Genomic DNA, 20187 nt, shown 5'->3' on the forward strand with positions numbered 1-20187 from the left:
GGCCGGGCTTGAGCTCACCGGATCGGATCCCGGCTTCCTCGCGGAAGGACGTCAGCAACGCGAGCGCCGACGGCTTCCTCGAGCGGCGCCGCTCCGCTCGCGAAACCCTCGGTGTCCTGCGGCGAGAGCAGGTTGTACCCGATCTCGCCGGCAGCTCCGTTGGCGCCGGTCAGCACCCGGCCGCCGACCAGCACCGCCGCCGCGATGCCGGTACCGAGTGACAGGAACACCGCCGGGTCGGCGCCGGCCAGCGTGCCCCAGCGCCATTCCGCCAGCGCCGCCGCCTTCGCGTCCGTGCCCACCGAGATCGGCGAGGCCGGGAACTCGGCGGCCACCAGTTCCGCCAGCCGCAGCTGTTCCCACCCCGGCACGTTCGGCGCGAGCAGGATCCGGTCCGGCAGCACGATCCCCGGGCTGACGACGCCGATGCAGGCGGCCGTCGCACCCTCGTCGGCCAGGAGGGCCCTGGCCGCGGCGAGCGCGCGCACCACCACCTGCTCGGCTCCCGCGTGCGCGTCGGTGTCCAGCCGGCGCGTCGCCAGCAGGGTGCCGTCGCGGTCGGCGAGCCCCAGCGCCACCTTCGTGCCGCCGAAGTCGATCCCGAGAATCCGGTCCTCGCTCACGCGTGCGCCCCTCCCGTCCCCCGCACCACGATCCGGCCGGTGTTGAAGCCGTCGACGCTGATCACCGGGGCCGCGCCGCGCAGGTCCGCGGCCCGGTAGGTGACGGTCAGCGTCTGCGACTGGCCCGGCCACAGGGTGATGTCGTTGTCGTCCCAGGTCGCGTTCGCGAGCTGGTTGTCCCCCGGCGCTTCCCGCCCGTCCGGCGTGCCGCGGCGGACGTCGGCCCGCAGGAAGAACGCCGCCCCCGGCGTCTTCGAGGTGTTGGTCACCGTCACCGTGGTGACCAGGCCCGCACCGCTCGGGCGGGTCGAGGCCACCGCGCTGACCTGCGACTTCGGCAGGTTCTGCAGCGCCTGCAGGTTGCTGTACTGCGAAAGCGTCGCCTGCGGGTTGCCCAGCGTCTTGCCCCAGTCGACGACGTCCTTCTGCGTCGAGAGCCAGTAGACGTTCCGGTCGACGACCTTCCCGCCCTGGGCCACCTGCAGCTCGACGAAGTAGACCTGCGCGGGCGCCGGCGCCTTCGTCTCGGCCGGGACCTTCGGCTTCAGGACGCCCGTGCGCACGCCCTGCGAACCCAGCGAAAGACCCGAAGCCGTCTGGTCGTCGAGGACCTTGCCCGCGGTGTCGAGCACCCGGGCCCGTACCGAAAGCCCGGACTGCGTGGTCGCCCCGAGGTTGTCCAGGGTGACCGACCCGTTGTCGTAGCCGTAGATCGCGTGCAGCGGCTTGTTGGCCTTCTGGGCGCCGAAGTACGCGCCCGGCTGGTCGCCGTCGTCGTTGTAGAGCGACCACAGCAGCGTCGGCCAGCCCTTGTTGAGCTGCCAGTAGACGACGCCGGTGGCCGGGTTCGCCCGGTCCGTCGAGTGGTGCAGGAAGGCCTCGAACTGCGAGCGGGTGTTCTCGTAGTTCGCGATGTTCGCGAGGTCCACATAGGACTTGAGCGAGCTCCACTTCCCGTACCGCTGCAGGATGGACTGGTCCAGCGTGTACAGCGTGCCGAACGCGTAACCGCCGTGTCCCGGCTCGAAGTTGGCGTGGTACTGGTTGTACGCCGGGTCCTGCCAGAGCTTCGCCTGTTCAGCGGGCGAGAGGAACCGCTTGATCGAATCGAGCGTCGGCACGGTGTGCCCGGCGCTCTGCTCGCTCGCGAAGCCCCAGGCGCCGCCGGCGTTCGTGCGGGAGGAGTCCTCGGGGTCGAAGTGCGAGCTGTCGTACCAGTAGGTCGGCGGGACCCAGTCATACGGGCCTTCCTTCTCCCCGGACTGCCCGAGCGTCGGCGTGCTCTTGTACTCCGCCGAAGCGATCACCAGCACCTGGAAGTCGGCTTCCTGGAACGCCTTGAGCGTCTCGGACTCCTGGCGCGGCACCGGCTCGTTGTCGCTCCAGCCGTAGTTGAAGACGCTCGGGTGGTTCCGCTCCATCTGCGCGATCGTGTACGCCGAGTCGTGCATGATCCGGTAGTCGCGCTCGGTCAGCGTCGAGGCGTCCTCCGGCTGCCAGGCGTCGCAGCACAGGAACCCGCCGATCACCAGGAGGCCGGCGCGGTCGGCCTGGTCGTAGAAGTCCTGCGGCATGTCGTGGCCCTCGAGCCGGACGCCGGACAGGCCCAGGTTCTTGATCAGCGCGAGCTGGTGCGCGGTGTCGGCCTTGTCGTACCGCAGGAACAGGTCCGGCGCGAAGCCGCCGCCGCGGAACACGAAATCCTTGCCGTTGATGGTGAACTGCCGCGCGCCTTCGGGCAGCGGCGCGGACTTCCCGACCAGGCGCGAGGTCACCGTGCGGATACCGAACGTGCTCTTCGACGACGTCGAGAGCACGCCGTCCTGCGAGACCGCGGTGGTCAGCGTGTACAGCGGCTGGTCGCCCATCGAGTACGGCCACCACACCTTCGGGTGAGCGATCTTCACCGGCGCGAACGCGACCGTCCGCTTCGTGTTCGCCGGGATCGTGACGCGCTGCTTGACGACGATCGGCGCGCCCGACGGCGGGGTGACCGTCGCGGCGACGTCCCCGGTCTGCGCCGTGGCCGCGTTGTTGGTGACGTCCAGCTTCACCGTCAGCTTCGAGCTGGACAGGTCGGCCGCGTTGTCCTGCACGACGTGGGCGTTGTCACCGGTCAGCGCGTCGGAGACCTGCAGGGTCGGCGGGAACTGGATGCCGGTGTCGTTGTCCGGCGGGATCTGGCCCCAGTCGACCTGGTCGAGGGTGTACATCTTCGTCGGGTCGTTCGGGTAGACCTTGATCGCCAGGGTGTTGCGCCCCGGCTTCACCTGCTTCGTGACGTCGAACGTGTGCCCGGCGAACGCGCCGCTCACGACGTCCTTCGTGGCGACGAGCGTCCCGTTCACCCAGACGTCGCCCTCGCCGACGATGCCCGGGATGGTCAGCTTCGCGTGCTGCCCCGGCCGGATGTCCGGCGTGAAGTCGGTGCGGTACCACCACGGATCGGAGAACGGCTTCGTCACGACCGGGCCGAGCTTGTCGACGTACCCGAAGCACTTGCGCAGGTTGTCGGAGTAGAAGACGTCCGGGCACTTGCCGTTCTGCACCAGGGCGTTGATTTCGGTGCCGGGCGCGCCGGCGTCGTCCGGCTCGACCGGCAACCAGCCGCGGGTGGCGTACCCCGGCGTGGAGACCTTGTCGCCACCGTCCTTGACGCTCGCCGTGGTCAGCACCTGCCAGCCCTGCAGGCCGATCGTCGTGAGCCCGTGCGGCCGTGCGAAATCCTGCTGGGCGAGGTCCTGTTGCGCGGACGCCGGCGCGGCCACGCTCAGCACGCCGGGCACGAGGAGCAGCGCGGCGAGGACCGCGAGCTTCCGGGTCATGCCTGAGCCCCTTCCGGTTCGGTGGCGAATGCTTCCTTGATTTCCTTGGGCCCGAACGGCCACGTGTGCTCGGCCTTGGCGTAGACGAGGTACGCGATCGCGCCGACGGCGATCCAGCCCAGCGACAGCCAGATCGACAGCCATTCGGCCGACTTGTAGATGTACACCCAGCCGACCAGCGCGATGATCGTCGGCACCGGGTAGAGCCACTGCCGGTACGGCCGCCTCAGGTTCGGTTGCCGGCGGCGGAGCACGACGATCGCGGCGACCTGCGCCAGCGACTGGATGATGACCAGGGTCGCGACCGCCGCGTTGATCACCTCGGTCAGGGTGAACAGCGAGCCGACGATCGTGATGGCGCCCATGGTGAGCACGCCGGCGGTGGGCAGGTGCAGCTTCGGGTGCAGCTTGCCGAACACCGGCAGGAAGACCTTGTCGCGCGCGGCTTCGAAGGGCACGCGCGAGCCGCCCAGCAGCCCGGCGAAGACGGACCCGACGGCGGCGATCACGATCAGCACGGTGATGGCCTTGGCCGTCCCGGTGCCCCAGACCTGCTCCAGCACCGACGACGCGACGGACTTCGCGTCCTTCAGCTGGTCGAGCGGGATCGAGCCGAGGACGCCGACCTGCAGCAGGAAGTACAGGCCCATGATGCCGACGATGGAGAAGATGATCGAGCGGGGCAGCGTGCGCCCCGGGTCCCGCACCTCGCCGCCGAGGTAGGCGGAGGTGTTGTAGCCGAGGTAGTCGTAGATCGCGATGATCAGGCCGGCGCCGAGGCCGCCCCAGAAGGTGCCCTCGCCGGCCGAGCTGAACGCGCCGGGGGTGAAGGCGAACGCCTGCGCGCCGCTGAAGTGGGAGAACGCCGCGACGATCGTCGTCAGCACCGCGGCGAGCATGATCACGAACAGGACCGTCGTGAGCTTGGAGATCTGGCCGATCTTCCGGAACAGCGCCAGGATGATCACCAGGGTGATGCCGACGCCGATGACCTTGCCCAGCGGGGTCGTGCCCGCGTCGTCGGTGACGCCCGGGATCAGGTAGCCGAGGTACTGGACGAGGCCGATGATGCCGGTCGACATGATCAGCGGGATGAACAGCACCGCGCTCCACACGAACAGGAACGGCATCAGCCGGCCGGTGCGGTACTGGAACGCTTCGCGCAGGTAGAGGTACGTGCCGCCGGCACCCGGCATCGCGGCGCCGAGTTCGGCCCAGATCAGCCCGTCGGCCAGCGCGACGATCGCCCCGATGATCCAGCCGAACATCGCCTGCGGGCCGCCCATGGTGGCGACCATGGCGGGGATCGTGACGAACGGGCCGATCCCGCACATCTGGGTCATGTTGATCGCGGTGGCCTGCAGCGGGCCGATCTTGCGCTCCAGGGCGGGCGGTTCCCCGGAACGAGTGGGTGAACTCACGACGTGCCTCCGACTAGTAGTTAGTAAAGTTTCTTAACATAGAACGCCCCGAGCCGGAAGGGTTCGCGGATAAACTTGCGGCAACTCAGGAGGACGCGTGGGACGAAACGGGCCGCAGGTCGGGACGCCGGCGCACATGCGGGCGTTGAACCAGCGGCTGGTCCTGGACCGGCTGCGCGCGCACGGCGAAGCCACGCGACCCCGGATCGCGGCCGACACCGGGCTGTCGAAACCCACGGTGGGCCAGGCTCTGCTCGACCTCGAGCAGCACGGTCTGGTCCGGACCACCGGGCGCAGCCTGGCCGGCCCGGGCCGCGCGGCGGTCGTCTACCAGGCCGCACCGGACGCGGGTCACGTCGTGGGCGTCGACATCGGGCGGCGGGTCCTCCGGATCGCCGTCGCGGACCTCGAAGGCAGCATCGTCGCCCGGCTCGACGAGCCCAACCGGTGCCGTTCTGCGAGCGCGCTGGTGCGCACGGTCGGCGAATCCGTCGAGCGGGCGGTGTCCTCGGCCGGGCTGAGCCCGCACGAGGTCGTCTCGACGGTGGTCGGCACGCCGGGCGTCCCGGATCCGGCGACGGGCACGGTGCACCGCGCGCCCAACCTGCCGGGCTGGGAACGGCGCGGGCTGCTGCACGAGCTCGTCTCGGCGCTGGCCGCCGCGGGTTCGGACGTGGTGGTGGAGAACGACGCGAACCTGTGCGCGGTCGGGGAGCACGCCCTCGGCGCGGCGCTGGACGTGGACGTGCTGGTGTGCTTGACGGTCGGCACCGGGATCGGGATGGGCCTGCTGGTCGACGGCAAGCTGTTCCGCGGCGCGCACGGCGCGGCGGGCGAGATCGCGGACCTGCCGTTGGACCCGCGGCCGTCGGGTGCGGGAGCAAGGCGCCCGGGACCGGTCGAAACGGCGGCGGCGGGCCAGGCGGTGCTGGCCGCGGCGCGCGCCCGCGGGCTGGCGAAGGCGCGGTCGGCGAAGGACGTCTTCCGGCTGGCCCGCGCGGGCGACGAGGTGGCGCTCGGCGTGGTCGAGGAGGAGGCGGAGAAGCTGGCGTACGTCGTCGCGTCGGTCACCGCGGTCCTGGATCCGCGCCTGATCGTGCTGGGCGGCGGTATCGGCGGCAACACGGACCTGCTCGCCGGACCGATGCGGCGGGCGCTGGCCGCGACGACCCCAGTGGTCCCGGAGATCGTGGCGGGCCAGCTGGGCGAGGACGCGGTCCTGGCGGGAGCCATCGCGACCGCGCTGGGGACGGCCCGCGAGCTGGTGTTCGACCGCCGGGGCCTGAGCCGCGCCGCGGGCGACGCCTGAGGACCTCCGAGTCCACAGTGGACTAGTCCGACGGCCCCCGCAGGGTGAGCACCACCCGCAGGACGTACTCCACCGCCGTCGGGAACGCCGCGCCGCGCAGCTCGCCGCGGTCGGCGAGGTTGCGGGAGGCGAACTCCAGTTCCCGGTCCGGGCCGCCCCGCCGGACGACGAGCGCGGCGATCTCCTCGAAGTCGAGGTCCGGGTGGTCCAGGCGCGTCAGGGCGAACTCGATCATCAGTTCCTCGGCCGTCACGTCGCCTCCTCCGCTTCTTCCAGCGTACCGGTGAACAGGGCCGGACGGCCCGGTTCGGGTCCTGTCTTCCCCGGGACGGGCGGGGGACCTTCGCCCCGACACAACAACCGTGACGCCGACGACAATTCCCCTGTCGGCCCTCCCCTCCCCACTCCCCCGGAGGTGACTGGAATGTTCAGCTTGGCGCCGAGTACGTCGACCGCGACCCGGCAGGCGAAACGACTGGCCCGGCGAGCCGAAGAGCTCGTCCAGCGGACGTTGACCGGCGTGGGTGCCCGGCAATCGGAAAGCCGGATCTCGACCGACGCCCAGGCGTACTGGCGCGAACCCGCCGGCGACCGGTGGCTCGCGAACTCGCACTGGCGGGACGCGTCGGTGTTCCGGGACAACGACCTGTGGTCGCGCATCGGCCGGGAGCACCTGGAACTGTTCGAACGCGGCGCGAAGATGGCCGGCTTCACCCGGCCGTGGGACCGGATCGTCGACTGGGGCTGCGGCGGTGGCGCGAACGCCGTGGAGTTCGCTCCGCACGCACGGGAGTACATCGGCGTCGACATCTCCGCGGCCACGTTGCGCGAATGCGAGCGGGAGGTCTCCGCCGCGTGCGGCACGCCGTTCACACCCGTCTCGATCGACGTCGAGGCGCCCGAAGCGGCGGTGGCGCGGATCGGCGAACCCTGCGACGTCTTCCTCAGCTTCTACGTCTTCGAGCTGATTCCGACCCCGGAGTACGGCGAGCGCCTGCTCCGCATCGCCTCGCAGCTGCTCGCCCCGGGCGGGCTGGCCCTGATCCAGATCAAGTACGACACGGGCAGCTGGTGGACCCGGCCACGCCGCCGCGGCTACCGGTCCGGGCTCGCCGACATGACGACCTACCCGATCGCGGCGTTCTGGGAGCTCGCGTCGCGCTGCGGCCTGACGCCCGCCGCGGTCCAGCTCGTGCCGCGCAACGAGCTCGACAAGCACTACGCCTACTACTTCCTGACGAAGGCCTGAATCCGGCGGGTGAGCGGCCTCACCAGGCTTACTGTACCGTCCAGACGGTATAGTAAGCCGCATGACCAGCACTCTGCCCTCCTCCGTCCGGCCGTTGAGCCCCCGGCGCCGCTGGGCCGCGCTGGGCGTCCTCGTCGGCGCCGTGCTGCTGCTCGCGGTCGACGGCACCGTGCTGTACCTGGCCGTGCCGTCGCTCACCCGTGAGCTCGCGCCGACCGCCACCGAGATCCTCTGGATCGGCGACGTCTACTCCCTCGCCCTGGCCGGGCTGCTGGTCACGGCCGGGAACCTCGCCGACCGCTTCGGGCGCAAGAAGGTGCTGCTCATCGGCACCACCGCCTTCGGGCTCGCCTCCGCGCTGGCCGCCTTCTCCCCCACCGCCGGCGTGCTCGTCGTCGCGCGGCTGCTGCTCGGGGTCGCCGGGGCGACGATCATGCCGTCGACGCTGTCGCTCATCCGGACGCTGTTCGCCGACCCGCGCGAGCGCACCCGCGCCATCGCCATCTGGTCGGCCGGCTCCGGCGGGGGCATCGCGCTCGGCCCGCTGGTCGGCGGGACGCTGCTGGAGCACTACTGGTGGGGCTCGGTGTTCCTGATCAACGTGCCGATCGTCGTCGTCTTCCTGGTCCTGGGCGCCTGGCTGCTGCCGGAATCGCGCGACCCGAACCCCGGGCGGTTCGACCTGCTGTCGGCCGGGCTGTCGCTGACCGCGATCGTCCCGCTGGTCTACGCGGTGAAGCACGCCGTCAGCTCAGGCCCCGACGTCCAGGTGGGGCTCGCGGCCGTGCTGGGGCTGGTGTCCGGCTTCCTGTTCGTCCGCCGTCAGCGACGGGCCGAGGCTCCCCTGATCGACGTCGCGCTGTTCCGCAACCCTGCCTTCAGCGGCGCGGTCCTGGCCGACTTCATCGCGGTCTTCGCACTGATGGGCCTGCTGTTCTTCTTCTCACAGTACCTGCAGCTCGTCCGCGGCTTCTCGCCGCTGCAGGCGGGGCTCGCGGAGATGCCGGCGACGCTGGCCTCGATCGTCGTCGTGGCCGCCGTCGGCGTGGTCGCCGGGCGGCTCGGGCGGGGCCGGGCCATTGCGGCCGGGCTCGCCGTCGCCGCGCTGGGCCTCGCGCTGATCTCGGTTGCCGAACGCGCGCCGCAATACTGGTGGCTGGGCCTGGCGCTGGTCCCGGTCGGGCTCGGCGTCGGGCTGGCGCTGACGCTGACCATCGATTCGATGCTCTCCGCCGTCCCGAAGGACAAGGCCGGCTCGGCGTCGGCGATCTCCGAGACCGCCTACGAACTCGGGGCGGCCCTGGGCATCGCGCTCCTGGGCTCGGTGGTGAACCTGGTCTACCGCGCGTTCCTGCCGGCGGGCCCGGTCCCGCCCGAGGTCCGCGACTCCCTCGCCGGGGCCGCGAGCGTGCTGGCCCCGGACTCGGAACTCGCCCGCGCCGCACGGGAAGCGTTCACCGGCGCCATGCAGGTGACGTCGCTCGCGGCGGCCGCCGTCACCGCCGTCGCCGCGGTGATCGCCTGGCGTACCATTCCGTCCGGAAAGGACTGAAGATGCCTCGCAAGGCCGGGCGCAGCCCGGAAGAGACGCGCCGCGCCCTGCTCGACGCCGCCGCGACGGTCATCCGCACCCGCGGTGTGTCGGCCTCCCTGGACGACATCGCCCGGGCGGCCGGCGTGTCGAAAGGCGGGCTGCTGTACCACTTCCCGGCCAAGGACGCGCTGGTGCGCACGCTGGCCCAGGACCTACTGGACGAGTTCCGCACCGAGGTCCACGCGGCGCTCGACCCGGCCGACACCGCCCCGGGCCGGCTGACGCGGGCGTACGTCCGCGCGTCGCTGGACACCTCCTACGACGAGGTCGCGGTCCGCGAGACCATCGCCCTGATCGCGCTGCTGATCTCGATCCCGGAGATCGCCGAACTGGCCCGCGCGGACGCGCAGAGGTGGGAGCGCGACCTCCACGACGACGGTCTCCCGCCGGACGTGGTCACCCTGGTGGTTGCGGCCGCCGACGGCGCGAGCACGGCACCGCTGTGGGGCGTGGGCATCGACGTGGCGGCCGCGCGGAAGCTGGAACAGCAGCTCCTCGCCCTCACTTTCCGGTGATCAGCCTGGCCGGCCGCACGTCGACCGCCCTCCCCGGAGCCGCGCGAACGTCGCCAGGTCGAGCTCGGTCAGGTCGCAGCCGCGGGTGCACACCGCCCGGACGGCGTGACCGAGGCCGCTGTCAACAGACTTCGGTACTGGGAAATCACCACTTCGCGGGCCCTACGTTAGTCGGCTCCGGCGAAGGTGTCTTCCGGGTAAATTTTCGACAGCGCGCGCAATTCCGGCAAATCCCCGTCCCCCCACGAGGAGTCTTCCGATGTCGAGGAAGTTCGCCCTGGCCGGCGCCGTTGCGCTCGCCTTGACCGTGACCCCGCTCGCCGCGGGCACCGCGTCGGCCGCCACCGAGCAGGAAGCCGCCGTCACCACGGTCTACTACAGCACCGCCAGCGCACCGACGTTCCGGTCGGTGATCAACGCCGGTGCCGCCAACTGGAACCGCAGCGTCACCAACGTCCGGCTCGTCGAACGCAACTCCGGCGCGAGCCTGCGCTACACCGAGGGCAACGACCCCCGCGGCTCCTACGCCTCGACCAACGGGCACGGCAGCGGCACCATCTTCATCGACTACACCCAGGCCCGCCAGTACAACCCGACGCGGATCGCGGCGCACGAGACCGGGCACGCCCTCGGGCTGCCCGACCACTACTCGGGTCCGTGCTCCGAGCTGATGTCGGGTGGCGGCCCCGGCCCGTCCTGCACCAACGCGGTGCCCAACTCCGCCGAGCGCAGCCGGGTCAACCAGCTGTGGGCCAACGGGCTCGTCGCGACCAGCGCCGAGCGGGCCGTCGAAACGATCTACGGCTTCTGAAACCGCTGACAGCTGTGGCCCGGGCCGGTGCCCGGGCCACAGCCCTGTCCGGGTCGATCTGGGTGATCATCCCGATGTCCCGCGTCCGAGCCGTCAATACGGTCAAAGGATGCGAAAAACCCTTCTCACCGCCGGGCTCGCCGGTGTCCTGCTGCTGACCGCGCTCCCGGCGCACGCGGCCACCCGGCTGTCGCTGCCCGCCCCCACCGGTCCCTACGCCGTCGGCAGCGTCGATCTGCACCTCGTCGACCACGCGCGGCCGGACCCCTGGGTCGCCGGGACGACCCGCGAACTCATGGTGACCGTCCGGTACCCCGCCCGCTCCGGCGGCGGCGGCGCGAAAGCTCCCTACCAGGCGCCGGAAGCCGCCGAGATCATCGCCGAGGAAGACGCGCGGGCGCTCGGCATCGCCGCCGACCGGCTCGGCTACACCTTCCCCACGCACGCCCGCGCCGGGGTTCCCGCGGCCGGCGGGCGGCGGCCGGTCGTGCTCTTCTCGCCCAGCGCCAAGTACCCGCGCTCGGTCGGCACCACGCTGCTGGAGCAGCTCGCGAGCGAAGGCTACGTGACGGTGGCGATCGACCACACGCACGAGCCCGCCGCGGTGGAATTCCCCGGCGGCCGCGTCGAACGGCGGGTGCTGCCCTCCGGTCCCGACGCCGGCCGGCAGCTGATCGCGACCCGCGTCGCGGACACGCGGTTCGTGCTCGACGCGCTGGAAACCCTGGCCCGCGGCGGGAATCCGGACGCCGAACACCGCCCGCTGCCCGCCGGGCTCGCCCCGGACGTCTCCCGCACCGGCATGTTCGGCCACTCCGCGGGCGGCTTCACCACCGGAGAAACGATGGTGTCGGACCCACGCATCGACGCGGGGGCGGACCTCGACGGCAGCATGTCGTACTCCCAGTCGAACCGCGAGTACGGCCGCGTCGCCGACGAAGGCCTCGACCAGCCGTTCCTGCTGCTGAGCGCGGGCGACCACAGCGCGGCCTCCGACCCTTCGTGGCAGGAGTTCCTGGCCCACCAGCGCGGCCCGGTCCGCGCGCAGCACCTGCCGGACGGCGAGCACTTCAGCTACACCGACTACCAGGTGCTCCTCCCCCGCCTCGGCCTCGACCCGGCGGCGATCGCCCCCTTCGTCGGCACCGTGGACCCGGACCGGAGCATCGCCACCCAACGGGCGACGTTGAGCGAATTCTTCGCCTGCTACCTCGAACGCCGGTGAGCGGCACCGGTTCCCGGGATCACTCCGGTGTCGACCTTGCCGCGGCACGGCGTCGAGGAGCCGGAGAGCAGGACTTGCGCTGTTAGCTTGCTAGCATGCTAGCCTCGGGGCGTGGGCGATGACGACGTCAAGCAGTTCAACGTGTACCTGCCGATCGGGCTGATCCGGCAGGTCAAGCACCGGGCCATCGAGACCGGGCAGTCACTGTCGGCCCTCGTCGCCGAAGCCCTGCGTGCCTACCTGGCGATCGATCCCGAAGAGGAGCACTGACATGACGACCGAGGGCATCGAGGCGATGTACCTGGAGACGCACAACTGGGGCAAGGCGGCCAAGTTCTTCCAGGCCCTGGGCTACGAGATCGACTTCGCGACCGACCACAACTCCGGGCAGCTGCGCAACGGCGCCGGTCCCTGGCTGTTCATCGCCGAGGTTCCCGAAAGCCAGGAGCCGCGGACGCGGGTCGTGTTCAAGGTCCCGGACGCGGACAAGTTCGAGGCCGACGAGATCGTCGAAGTGGTCACCCCGTTCGAGGAAACCCATTACGGGACCAGGGAAATGACCGTCCGCGACCCCGACGGGCGCACGTGGACGCTGTCGGCGCCGGGCGCGGCCTGACGTGGCCGCGCCGGACAGCACGGCGGTGCGGACCGCGCTGTGGCGGGCCCTGCACCTCGCCGTCGATCCGCCGCCCCACGTGTTCGCCGACGACCTGGGCCTGCGGCTGGCCGATCCGGGCGACGGCTGGCGGCGGCGCGACGACATGGACCCGGCGACCGCCGGCCGCTACCGCGCGGGCATGGTGGCCCGCGCGCGGTTCGTCGAGGACCTGGTCGCCGAGCAGGCCGCCCGGGGTGTCGGCCAGTACGTGATCCTCGGGGCCGGGCTGGACACCTTCGCCCAGCGGCGTCCGGAACTCGCGGCCCGGCTGCGGGTGTTCGAAGTGGACCAGCCGGGGCCGCAAGCCTGGAAACGCGACCGGCTGGCCGAACTCGGCCTGGGCGTGCCGGACTGGTTGCACTTCGTGCCGGTCGACTTCGAGACGGCCTCGTGGTGGGATCGGCTCATCGCCGCGGGTTTCGCCCCGGACGAACCGGCGGTCGTCGCGTCCACCGGCGTCAGCATGTACCTGACGAAGGAGGCGAACGCGGCCACGCTGCGCCGGATCGCCGGGTTCGCCCCGGGCTCCACGCTCGCGATGACGTTCCTGCTGCCGGCCGGCCTGCTCGACGGCGGCGAACGCGCCCGCCACGAGGCCACCGCTCGCCGGGCGGAGGCGGCGGGGACGCCGTTCGTCAGCTCCTTCTCCCCCGGGGAAATGCTGGCGATGGCTCGCGAAGCCGGGTTCCGCGACGTCGTCCACGTCTCGGGCGCCGAGCTGGACGAGCGGTACTTCGCGGACCGCGCGGACGGGCTGCGGGTCGTGCGGGGCGAGGAATTCCTCGTCGCTACGGCCGGGGCTGCTGCCCCAGATACGCCCGCAGCATCGTCTTGACCGGCTCGAGCAGTTCGGTGGCACCGTCGCCGCGGAAGGCCTCCTGGATCACGGCGTCGGCGGCGAGGAACGCCGTGCGGCAGGCCACCGCGGCCTCGTAGTCGTCACGCAGGAGGTCCTGCGCGACGAGGATGCGGTGCACGCCGGTGGCCATCACGCGCTTGTGCGCGATGTCGGCCTCCCGGGTTCCGTCGGTGAGGCCGCGGCCGAACCACAGCGCGCGGAACCCGGGTTCGGCGCGGTAGAGCCCGGCGAAGGCGTCGACGAGCAGGCCGACGGGATCCTCCCAGGTCTCTTCGGCCGCTCGCTCGGCGAACGACGTCATGAGGTCTTCCAGGCGGGCGAGGTAGACCTCGCCCAGCGCCTCGGTGATGGCGTCGCGGTCCGGCAGGTATTGGTACAGCGCGCCCACCGACACGCCGGCCTCCGCGGCCACGCGGGTGGTGGTCAGCGCCTCGACGCCCTCCGCGGCGAGCAGGCGGTCGGCGGCGGCCAGGACCTGGGCCAGCTTCTGCCGGGACCGCGCCTGGCGGGGCACCCGGCGCAGGCGGACGCCCGCTTCGATCGGCTCCGGGCCGGTCATGCGGCCTCCAACCTGAACGTGACTTTGATTCGTATTTATTTTAGCCCGGCCGGAGGCCCGCCGCAGCCCGGAACGAAAAGTCGGTCGCGCCGGGCCCCGCGGCGGATTACCGTTGCCGCTGCGGGAAATCGCCCGTGCTCGGCGGTCCCCGCAGCTTGGAGTAGTTCAGCAGGCAGAACACCCGGCTCGAATCCGGGAAGGCGCAGGTTCGACTCCTGCCTCCAAGTCCGGTTCCACCAGGGGGAGTCCACATGGCACAGGAGGCGTCACCCGGCTACGCCTACGGGCAGCTCGAACGAGCGTTGCGCACCGCTTCGTCCACAACGGACGGACGGGTCCGCCGCCGCGCCCTCGCCAAGGCCGGCCGGTGGCAGGCGGTGCTGGCCGGCATGGCCGACGGGTCGCTGACGGTCGGCTCCCGGACCCCCATTGCGGACACCCCGGCGTGGGTCACCCTGGAGGTCGCGCACGGCGGGTTCGCCACCGGCCGGTACCTCGCCGAACTCCCGGTGCGCCCGGAGGAACTCGCCGCCGTCCCGGCCGGCGCACCAGGCCGCACCGACCGCGAGCGCGTCAACCTCGGCCACCTCACCGACGCCGGGCTCGCCGCCCTCCGCGCGGCGCTGGCCACCGAGGCCTACCGCGTCGAACTCCCGGAGGACGCCGCGCTGCCGGTGCTCGCCTGGCTGCTCGACCACGGCCACGCCGAGGCCGCCCTCGACCTGGTCGCCGAGCTGCGGCCGCTGCTGCACCGGCTGCGCCTGGCCCCGCTGCCCGGCGCGGCCCCGCGGCCGTCCGGCGCGCTGGTGCGGCTGGCCACGGTCGGCGAGGTCCGCGCGACGCTGCGCTCGGCGAAGACCAAGCCCGCGATCACGGCGATGCTGGAAACGCTGCGGGTGTGGCACCCGCTGTACGACCGGCTGGTCGCCCTGTGGGTGGAGACGGTCGAGGGCGAGCTGCCGCGGCTGGGCGAGGACGGCGTCACCGGTGGCTGGCCGTGCCGGACGTGGCCCGAGGGCTGGGGCTCCCGGCGGGCGCAGTGGCTCGTCGACTACGCGGCGGCGTGCGCGCGGCACACGGCCTCCACCTCCCACACGCACCCGAAGAGCAACTTCGCGCGGCTGGCCCGGGCGCTGCGGCGCTGCCAGTTCGCGAGCGCGGAGCTCACCGGCCGCGACGTCGGCTGGATCCGGCGGGCGCTGGCCAACACAATCACCAAGCACGGCGAGCCGGGTTCGGAGCGGCGGGCCGCACTGCGGTCGGTGCAGGCGGCGGTGGCCGCGCGCCCGACGCACGCCGAGCTCGCGGCCGTCCTGGCCGGCCGGCTGGACGCCTACCCCGGCGACGGCGGTCTCCCCGCGCTCGACCCGGTCGTCGCCGAGGCCGTCCCGCCGCACCTGGTCGCGAAGGTGGCCCGCGCGCTGGAGGCACCGGTCGAGGAGCTGGTCGCGCGCGGGGTGATCACCTCGGGCGACGTCCTGGCGGTGGTGCTGCCGCAGATCACGGCGCAGCTGATGGCGGCGAACGTCGAAGACGAGCGGCTGGCGGCGCTGTACGCGCAGACGTACGCGGCCTTCCGCCGTCGCCGGGGGCTGTTGCTGCTCGACCTCCAGCAGCAGGTCCGGTTCGAGGAGCTGCCGTGGATCCGGGCGCTGGAGCCGTTCCGGGCCCGGCGTCCCGACGTCGCCCGGGCGGCGCGGCAGACGCTGACGCAGACGGTGCTGCTGGCGCTCGGCTCGTTCCCGCACGCGATCCTGCCGAACACGCTGCTGCGTGAGCTCGGCGCGCTGGCCAAGCAGGCGGGCCTGCCGATGCCGCTGCTCGAGGAGCTGGCGGCGGACATCTTCGTGGGCACGTTCACGGACAAGTGGCGCACCGCGGCGGCGGCGACCAGCCGGATCATGGCGGGCACGCTGTATGCGCGGTATTACGACCTGCCGGACGAGTGGCCGGCGCCGCCGCGCAAGCTGCTGCGACGCACGGCGGACGACTTCGCGGCGGTCTGCGAGGCCCGAGCGGGCCGCCGGCGGCGGTCGGTGGCGGGCAACGGGATGGTGATCGAGCAGAGCCAGATCCTCACCACGCACAACCTGGCGGTGCTCGTGGAGACCCTGGGGCTGCGGTCGCGCCTGGGCCCCGACCTGGCCGGCCAGGTGTTCACCTGGGTGGTGCGCCGCCTGGCCGGAGAGCGGTACTGGAGCCGGCAGCTGATCAAGAACGCCGCCTACGCGTGGCGGCAGGCGGTCTTCTTCTTGAGCTTCCGCGCGGAGGAAGATCAGCGTGCGGCGGTGGCTCGGCTGCGTGAGCTGGTGACGCAGGCGGGGCTGGCGGAGCGTTTCGGCCCGGCGGTGACGGGGCTGGCCGCGGTGGTCGAGGGCGCGACGTTCACCCCGGACGGCACGCTGCCGGACGGCTCGGGACGGCGGCTGCTCGGCTGGACGACCGGCCCGCACTGGTGCCGCGCACGCACGGCCTGAAGCGGCCGGAAACCGGTTCCCACCACGGTTTCCGGCCGCCGCTCAGGCGCGGCCGAACAGCCGCGCTCCCCTGCGCCGCACCGGCAGCCGCCCGGCCACCGCGTCCTCCAGCAGCGACCCCACCGTCTCCCGCGCACACGCCTTGTTCGCGCCGATCCCGCCCGACGGCCCGCGCTTGATCCACCCCGCCACGTACACCCCCGGCCGCCCGGACACCCGGCCCGCCGAGTTCGGCACGATCCCCGCGTCGTCGTCGAACGGCAGCCCCGGCACCGGCACCCCGCGGAACCCCGCCGCCCGGATCACGCGGCCCGCCGGGATCTCGGCGCCATCCGCCGTCACCACCGCGCGGACCTCGGTGTCGCCGTCGAACGCCAGCGGCGCCGAGTGGAACCGCAGCACGATCCGGCGGCCCTCCGGCGGAGGCGAAGACCAGTCCACGCGCTCCCGTGGCACTCCCTGCAGCCACGCCGCTTTGTCCCCCGGCCGCGCGCCGTCGATCGCCGCCGCCACCCGCGGGTCCTCGTCCACCACCAAGCCGCCGCGGGCCGCCAGGGCCAGCAGCTCCGGCCGGGTGTACGCCGCCGTCTCCGGGCCGCGGCGGGCCAGCAGGACCACCTCGCGGACCTTGGCCGACCGCAACCGGGCCACCGCTTCCGGCGCGATCGGCGTCTCCGCCAGCACCTCCGGGTCCGCCGTCAGGATGCGGGCGATGTCCAGGGCGACGTTGCCCGTTCCCACGACGACCACGCGTTCGGCCGACAGGTCGACGGCGTCCGGCTCGACGTCCGGGTGGCCGTTGTACCAGCCGACCACCGTCGCGGCCGGCAGGCTGCCGGGCAGGTCCTCGCCCGGGACGCCGAGCCGCCGCGCCTCGGTCGCCCCGACCGCGTAGATCACCGCGTCGTGGCGCTCCGCCAGCTCGGGGCCGGCCGAGACGCCGAGCCGCAGGCGCAGCCTGGGGTGGTCGTGGAACCGCGCGAACGTCTCGCCGATCTTCTTCGTCGACGGGTGGTCGGGCGCGACGCCGTAGCGGATCAGGCCGCCGGCCGTCGGCAGGCGGTCGATCAGCGTCACGCGGGCGTTCGTGTGCAGCAGCAGGTCCTCCACCGCGTACATCCCGGCCGGTCCGGTGCCGACGACGGCGACGTCCAGGGGCGCGAAGTCGCTCGGCAGCACCCGCGTGAACGACGGCGGGGCCCACCGGTGGAAGTTCGGCGCCACCGAGACGTCGGCCAGCACGTCCCGGCCGGCGTAGTACTCCGCGTTGATCTGCTCGTACGCCCGCAGCGGCCCGGTCAGGTCGCCGGCCGGGAAGATCGCGTCCACCGGGCAGGCGTCGGCGCAGGCGCCGCAGTCGATGCAGGTGGCCGGGTCGATGTAGAGCAGGTCCGTCGTCCCGAAGTCCGGCTCGTCCGGCGTCGGGTGGATGCAGTTGACCGGGCAGACCGACACGCAGGTGGCGTCGGCGCAGCAGGTCTGGGTGATCGCGAAGGCCATGTCAGATCAGGTTCGCTCGTTTGTAGAACCACAGCGACGGCTTGGTCAGCAGCCCGGCCGAGTGCAGGAACTCCATCAGCCCGGAGCAGCTGGAGCGCAGCATCGACTTGTGGTGCTCGTTGGCCTTCGCCTCGCGCCGCGCCCGCTTGCCGTCGAGCCCGGCGTTCTCGTAGACCTTGCCGTTCACCATGCTCGTCACGATGAAGTACGACGCGATCGCGACGACCAGGCCGTTGATCTGGCGCCGCAGCCACCCGGCGCTCCTCAGCCGCTCGCGGGTCTCCTCGCGGGCGAACTTCATGTGCCGGGACTCCTCGACGACGTGGATGTTGTTGATGGTGCGCACGAACGGGACCACTCGCTCGTCGCGCATCCAGTCCCGCTGCATCACGTCGAGGACCTCTTCGGCCACGAGGATCGCCGCGTAGGCGGCTTCACCGGTCGCCGTGGCCTTGAAGACGCGGCCCAGCTCGACGACGAACCGGCGCGGCCGGTACGCGGGCGCCCGCAGCTTCGCCGCGCCGCGGGCGAACATGATCGAGTGCCGGCACTCGTCGGCGATCTCGGTCAGCGCCCACTGGAACGCCGGGTCGGTGGGGTCCTTGGCGTAGAAGTCGCGCAGCACCATCTGCTGCAGGATCATTTCGAACCAGATCCCGGTGCTCGCCACCGACGCCGCCTCCTGGCGGGTCAGCTCGCGCTGCTGCTCCGGGGTCATGTCCGCCCAATAGGAGGTGCCGTAGAGCGTGCTCCACTCCGGACTCGCGCCGTGGTAGCCCGTGTCCAGCGGTGTCTCCCAGTCGACCTCCTTGACCGGGTCGTACGACAGCTGCTCCGACGAGTCGAGCAGCCGCCGCGCCACGGTCTCCCGGTCCGACACGCCCGATTCGCTGATGCTCGTCACGACCGACCTCCTCGTCAGGTGTTACCGAAGTTCACTGTTACCAACCGTAACACATACTTGCGGCACCCGTCTCCGGGCAATTCAGTGAACGACCGTACACTCAGATGGTGACCCCAGGACGCTCCCCCGCGGAGCCGTTCGGCTCCGGCCTGCTCGGACCGCTGGACCAGCACGCCACCGCGTTGCGCCGGCGCGTTCAAGGCCTGCTCACGGCCGCTTTGATCGCCACCAACGTGATCGGTGCGCTGGTCGTGGTCGGACTCGCGGCGCTGCTCATGCCGGCGCCCGGGATGTCCGGTGAGCTCGTGCGCGTCACCGCGGTCGCAGTACCCGTGTACGTCGTTTCGGCGGTCGTCATCGGCACGCTGTGGGGTACCCGCGGCGCCCTCCGGACCCTGCGCTGGGCGGCCGACGGACGTCGGCCGACGGACGCCGAGCGCGCCGCGAGCCTGCGCGTCCCGCTGCGGCTGACGGTCGTGCAGGCGGTGCTCTGGGGCCTCGCGACGCTGGTCTTCGCCGGGCTGGCGGCGCTCGTGCAGCCGGAGGTCGTGCTCACCGAGTTCCTGGTGGTCGCGTTCGCCGCGGTCGTCGTCTGCGCGATCGCCTACCTCTTCGGCGAGTTCGCCCTCCGGCCGTACGCGGCACTGGCGCTGGCGGGCAGCACGCCGCCGCGCCCGGTCAACGGCGGCGTCAACCGGCGGATGCTGCTGTTCTGGTGCCTCGGGACCGGGGTGCCGGTGGCCGGGCTGGTGGTCACCGCGGTGCTGGCCTGGGTGCGCGGCGACGTCTCCACCACGAAACTCGCCGTGTCGGTGATCGCGCTCGGGCTGGTGGTGCTGTGCTTCGGACTGCTGGTCACGGTGTTCACCGCCCGCTCGGTGGTCAACCCGATCTCTTCGGTGCGCGACGCGCTCGGGCGCGTGCGGGCCGGCGACTTCAGCGTCGAAATCCCGGTCTACGACGGCACGGAACTGGGCCTGCTGCAGGCCGGGTTCAACGACATGACGGCCGGGCTGGCCGAGCGCGAACGGCTGCGCGACCTGTTCGGCCGGCACGTCGGCCGCGAGGTCGCGGTCGAGGCGATGCGCACGTCGAACGAGCTCGGCGGCACGGTCCGGACGGTGTCGGTACTGTTCGTCGACCTCGTCGGGTCGACGGCGCTGGCCGCGAGCCGCCCGCCGGAGGAGGTCGTCGGCCTGCTCAACCGGTTCTTCGCGGTGGTGGTCGACGAGGTGGATCGCCACCACGGGCTGGTCAACAAGTTCGTCGGCGACGCCGCGCTGGCGGTGTTCGGGGCGCCGGCGCCGCTCGGCGACCACGCCACCTGCGCGCTGGCCGCCGCCCGCGCGATCGCCCGCCGGCTGGCCGCGGAGGTGCCGGACGGCCCGGCCGGGATCGGCGTGGCGACGGGGGACGCGGTCGCCGGCAACGTCGGCGATCCCCGCCGGTTCGAGTACACGGTGATCGGCGACCCGGTCAACGAAGCCGCGCGGCTGACGGAGCTGGCGAAGAACGCACCCGGCCGCCTCCTCGCCTCCTGGACGGCGGTCGAGGCCGCGGCCGGGGAGGAAGCCGCCCGGTGGACGGCAACCGAAGACGTCACCCTGCGCGGCCGCAGCCGCCCGACGACGCTCGCCTCACCACGGCCCGGCTGACCG

The 20187-nt window shown here is 72.2% G+C and carries 17 protein-coding genes, 1 tRNA gene and 1 pseudogene; 12 read left to right on the forward strand and 7 right to left on the reverse strand.

Annotated features, from left to right (window positions below; genetic code table 11):
• Positions 1–59: 59 nt before the first annotated feature.
• From ACWDN5_RS35685 to ACWDN5_RS35695, 3 genes and pseudogenes are all read right to left on the reverse strand, one after another.
• Positions 60–623: pseudogene (locus ACWDN5_RS35685) on the reverse strand (ROK family protein); the annotation flags it as partial.
• Positions 620–3448, reverse strand: coding sequence for a glycosyl hydrolase 2 galactose-binding domain-containing protein (locus ACWDN5_RS35690; RefSeq protein ID WP_449679382.1), 2829 nt, complete (start codon positions 3446–3448; stop codon positions 620–622). The gene ACWDN5_RS35690 and the pseudogene ACWDN5_RS35685, both read right to left, overlap by 4 nt.
• The gene (locus ACWDN5_RS35695) at positions 3445–4869 is read right to left on the reverse strand and encodes an APC family permease (RefSeq protein WP_449679383.1); all 1425 of its coding nucleotides are present in this window, start codon (positions 4867–4869) and stop codon (positions 3445–3447) included. Before ACWDN5_RS35695 ends, ACWDN5_RS35690 begins: the two co-directional genes overlap by 4 nt.
• A 136-nt stretch (positions 4870–5005) precedes the next feature.
• Here ACWDN5_RS35695 and ACWDN5_RS35700 point away from each other — a divergent pair, with 136 nt between their 5' ends.
• Positions 5006–6178 (forward strand): ROK family transcriptional regulator, encoded by a 1173-nt coding sequence (locus ACWDN5_RS35700; protein ID WP_310975756.1) that lies wholly within the window; start codon positions 5006–5008, stop codon positions 6176–6178.
• Positions 6179–6200: 22 nt separating this feature from the next.
• Here ACWDN5_RS35700 and ACWDN5_RS35705 read toward each other — a convergent pair whose 3' ends face one another.
• Positions 6201–6431, reverse strand: coding sequence for a hypothetical protein (locus tag ACWDN5_RS35705; protein WP_310975513.1), 231 nt, complete (start codon positions 6429–6431; stop codon positions 6201–6203).
• Positions 6432–6602: 171 nt separating this feature from the next.
• Between ACWDN5_RS35705 and ACWDN5_RS35710 the strand changes: the two genes are divergently transcribed.
• The 8 genes from ACWDN5_RS35710 to ACWDN5_RS35745 all read left to right on the forward strand — a co-directional run bounded on the left by ACWDN5_RS35710 (position 6603) and on the right by ACWDN5_RS35745 (position 13065).
• Complete coding sequence (locus tag ACWDN5_RS35710) at positions 6603–7427, forward strand: class I SAM-dependent methyltransferase (RefSeq protein ID WP_449679384.1); 825 nt, start codon at positions 6603–6605, stop codon at positions 7425–7427.
• 61 nt (positions 7428–7488) lie between these two features.
• A complete protein-coding gene (locus ACWDN5_RS35715; RefSeq protein ID WP_449679385.1) occupies positions 7489–8979 on the forward strand; it encodes an MFS transporter in 1491 nt (496 codons plus the stop codon).
• Between the two features lie 2 nt (positions 8980–8981).
• Positions 8982–9536: a TetR/AcrR family transcriptional regulator gene (locus ACWDN5_RS35720; RefSeq protein ID WP_310975507.1), complete on the forward strand. Its 555-nt coding sequence runs from the start codon at positions 8982–8984 to the stop codon at positions 9534–9536.
• 259 nt (positions 9537–9795) lie between these two features.
• Complete coding sequence (locus ACWDN5_RS35725; RefSeq protein ID WP_310975506.1) at positions 9796–10347, forward strand: snapalysin family zinc-dependent metalloprotease; 552 nt, start codon at positions 9796–9798, stop codon at positions 10345–10347.
• Positions 10348–10456: 109 nt separating this feature from the next.
• Positions 10457–11572: an alpha/beta hydrolase family protein gene (locus ACWDN5_RS35730; RefSeq protein WP_449679386.1), complete on the forward strand. Its 1116-nt coding sequence runs from the start codon at positions 10457–10459 to the stop codon at positions 11570–11572.
• A 111-nt stretch (positions 11573–11683) separates the two neighbouring features.
• Positions 11684–11842, forward strand: coding sequence for a ribbon-helix-helix protein, CopG family (locus tag ACWDN5_RS35735; RefSeq protein WP_449679387.1), 159 nt, complete (start codon positions 11684–11686; stop codon positions 11840–11842).
• A gap of 1 nt (position 11843) precedes the next feature.
• Positions 11844–12188, forward strand: a complete 345-nt coding sequence (locus ACWDN5_RS35740; protein ID WP_310975501.1) for a VOC family protein — start codon at positions 11844–11846, stop codon at positions 12186–12188.
• 1 nt (position 12189) lies between these two features.
• Positions 12190–13065 carry a class I SAM-dependent methyltransferase gene (locus ACWDN5_RS35745; protein WP_449679388.1) on the forward strand — a complete coding sequence of 292 codons (876 nt, stop codon included), beginning with the start codon at positions 12190–12192 and terminating at the stop codon, positions 13063–13065.
• Here ACWDN5_RS35745 and ACWDN5_RS35750 read toward each other — a convergent pair.
• Positions 13019–13648, reverse strand: a complete 630-nt coding sequence (locus ACWDN5_RS35750) for a TetR/AcrR family transcriptional regulator (protein ID WP_310975497.1) — start codon at positions 13646–13648, stop codon at positions 13019–13021. The genes ACWDN5_RS35745 and ACWDN5_RS35750 overlap by 47 nt on opposite strands.
• Positions 13649–13802: 154 nt before the next feature.
• Between ACWDN5_RS35750 and ACWDN5_RS35755 the strand changes: the two genes are divergently transcribed.
• Together ACWDN5_RS35755 and ACWDN5_RS35760 are read left to right on the forward strand one after the other, a co-directional pair.
• Positions 13803–13875 (forward strand) — tRNA-Ser (locus ACWDN5_RS35755).
• A gap of 24 nt (positions 13876–13899) precedes the next feature.
• Positions 13900–16125, forward strand: coding sequence for a hypothetical protein (locus ACWDN5_RS35760; RefSeq protein WP_449679389.1), 2226 nt, complete (start codon positions 13900–13902; stop codon positions 16123–16125).
• Positions 16126–16167: 42 nt separating this feature from the next.
• On the opposite strand, the gene ACWDN5_RS35765 is transcribed toward ACWDN5_RS35760, so the two are convergent.
• Both ACWDN5_RS35765 and ACWDN5_RS35770 read right to left on the reverse strand, forming a co-directional pair.
• Positions 16168–17625 carry an FAD-dependent oxidoreductase gene (locus ACWDN5_RS35765; protein WP_449679390.1) on the reverse strand — a complete coding sequence of 486 codons (1458 nt, stop codon included), beginning with the start codon at positions 17623–17625 and terminating at the stop codon, positions 16168–16170.
• A gap of 1 nt (position 17626) precedes the next feature.
• On the reverse strand, positions 17627–18529 hold the full coding sequence (locus ACWDN5_RS35770) for an AurF N-oxygenase family protein (RefSeq protein WP_310975494.1): 903 nt from the start codon (positions 18527–18529) through the stop codon (positions 17627–17629).
• 107 nt (positions 18530–18636) lie between these two features.
• On the opposite strand from ACWDN5_RS35770, the gene ACWDN5_RS35775 reads away from it, so the two are divergent.
• The gene (locus tag ACWDN5_RS35775; RefSeq protein ID WP_449679391.1) at positions 18637–20184 is read left to right on the forward strand and encodes an adenylate/guanylate cyclase domain-containing protein; all 1548 of its coding nucleotides are present in this window, start codon (positions 18637–18639) and stop codon (positions 20182–20184) included.
• Positions 20185–20187: the final 3 nt, after the last annotated feature.

It is taken from the genome of Amycolatopsis sp. NPDC003731 (assembly GCF_053586895.1).

Excerpts from the sequence above, each read along its gene's own strand:
- ACWDN5_RS35690 (WP_449679382.1), bottom strand. The coding sequence starts at position 3,448 with ATGACCCGGAAGCTCGCGGTCCTCGCCGCGCTGCTCCTCGTGCCCGGC.
- ACWDN5_RS35700 (WP_310975756.1), top strand. The coding sequence starts at position 5,006 with ATGCGGGCGTTGAACCAGCGGCTGGTCCTGGACCGGCTGCGCGCGCAC.
- ACWDN5_RS35710 (WP_449679384.1), top strand. The coding sequence starts at position 6,603 with ATGTTCAGCTTGGCGCCGAGTACGTCGACCGCGACCCGGCAGGCGAAA.
- ACWDN5_RS35715 (WP_449679385.1), top strand. The coding sequence starts at position 7,489 with ATGACCAGCACTCTGCCCTCCTCCGTCCGGCCGTTGAGCCCCCGGCGC.
- ACWDN5_RS35720 (WP_310975507.1), top strand. The coding sequence starts at position 8,982 with ATGCCTCGCAAGGCCGGGCGCAGCCCGGAAGAGACGCGCCGCGCCCTG.
- ACWDN5_RS35725 (WP_310975506.1), top strand. The coding sequence starts at position 9,796 with ATGTCGAGGAAGTTCGCCCTGGCCGGCGCCGTTGCGCTCGCCTTGACC.
- ACWDN5_RS35730 (WP_449679386.1), top strand. The coding sequence starts at position 10,457 with ATGCGAAAAACCCTTCTCACCGCCGGGCTCGCCGGTGTCCTGCTGCTG.
- ACWDN5_RS35740 (WP_310975501.1), top strand. The coding sequence starts at position 11,844 with ATGACGACCGAGGGCATCGAGGCGATGTACCTGGAGACGCACAACTGG.
- ACWDN5_RS35750 (WP_310975497.1), bottom strand. The coding sequence starts at position 13,648 with ATGACCGGCCCGGAGCCGATCGAAGCGGGCGTCCGCCTGCGCCGGGTG.
- ACWDN5_RS35760 (WP_449679389.1), top strand. The coding sequence starts at position 13,900 with ATGGCACAGGAGGCGTCACCCGGCTACGCCTACGGGCAGCTCGAACGA.
- ACWDN5_RS35765 (WP_449679390.1), bottom strand. The coding sequence starts at position 17,625 with ATGGCCTTCGCGATCACCCAGACCTGCTGCGCCGACGCCACCTGCGTG.